The organism is Oleiphilus sp. HI0128 (genome assembly GCF_001635365.1).
This window is the reverse complement of the sequence record NZ_LWGG01000242.1, coordinates 1-952: the sequence shown is the minus strand read 5'-3', so window position 1 is coordinate 952 and position 952 is coordinate 1. Positions and strand designations below refer to the sequence as shown.

Sequence of the window (952 nt, the reverse complement as noted above, 5' to 3'; positions counted from 1 at the left end):
ATATTATCCTCATAGCCATAAAGATATTGTTCGACCTGGTATTATCTTATATGGCGCAATGCCGTCACCAGAGAAGCAAGACCAGAATTTTGATTTAAAGCCGGTGATGAAATTAAAGTCTGCAATCATGGCTGTTAGAGAGCTTTCTATCGGAGAGCGTGTTGGCTATGGCGGCCGCTGGCGAGCATCTCGTGAATCACGAATTGCAACAGTCGCTTGCGGTTATGGTGATGGTTATCCCCGACATGCACCAGATGGAACGCCGGTAGCGGTTTTTGATTCCGCGTCACAATCCTTTGTTCGAGCCCCGCTTGTAGGGCGGGTATCGATGGATATGTTGGCAATTGATATAACGGATATTCCTTCTTGTGGTCTTGGCAGTCCTGTTGAGCTGTGGGGGGATTATATTAAGGCGGACGAGCTTGCATCTTTGGCTGGTACGATTGCCTACGAGTTATTTTGTAGTATTACTACTCGTGTTCCAAGGCTGTTGAGTGGCGAATAGAGTATTCGCCACTGGGCCTTTTTAAGGTGCTTCTTCGAGGAGTTCTTCGCTCTCTGATGGTTCTTCAGAAGTATCGTCATACATAAACTTCATGTCGCCAAAAGAGCCTGTCGGGTTGATGAAAGAAAGGCTGCTCGGAAAGAAGTAGGTCTTGACCGGTGCGTCATGTTCATAGCTATCTTTAACTTTCACCTCACCATGAAATTGGCTCTTTATGTCAATATCGATAACCTCTGCGATGTTGCCAGGCAAAGTCCCTATTAGAGCGCCATGCCCCAAGTCATGATCTTGATTATACTGATAGATATTAGGGTTAATGAGAGCGGGAATAGTTTTCTCTCCAACACTTAGTAATGTCGTATCATTTGAGTTGATGATAGCCTGTTCTACGGGGGCACCCGAGCTATCAAATAAGTTGGAAATTCGTCCCCATATTGAGTTCGCAAT

The 952-nt window shown here is 45.5% G+C and carries 2 protein-coding genes; one reads left to right on the top strand and one right to left on the bottom strand.

The window, feature by feature from the left end:
- Positions 1-505, top strand: a 505-nt coding sequence (alr, locus tag A3763_RS03245) for an alanine racemase (protein ID WP_068759881.1), incomplete at its 5' end; no start/stop codon positions are given.
- A gap of 21 nt (positions 506-526) precedes the next feature.
- On the opposite strand, the gene A3763_RS28000 is transcribed toward alr, so the two are convergent.
- A partial coding sequence (locus tag A3763_RS28000; RefSeq protein ID WP_197482726.1) for a hypothetical protein occupies positions 527-952 on the bottom strand: 426 nt, incomplete at its 5' end.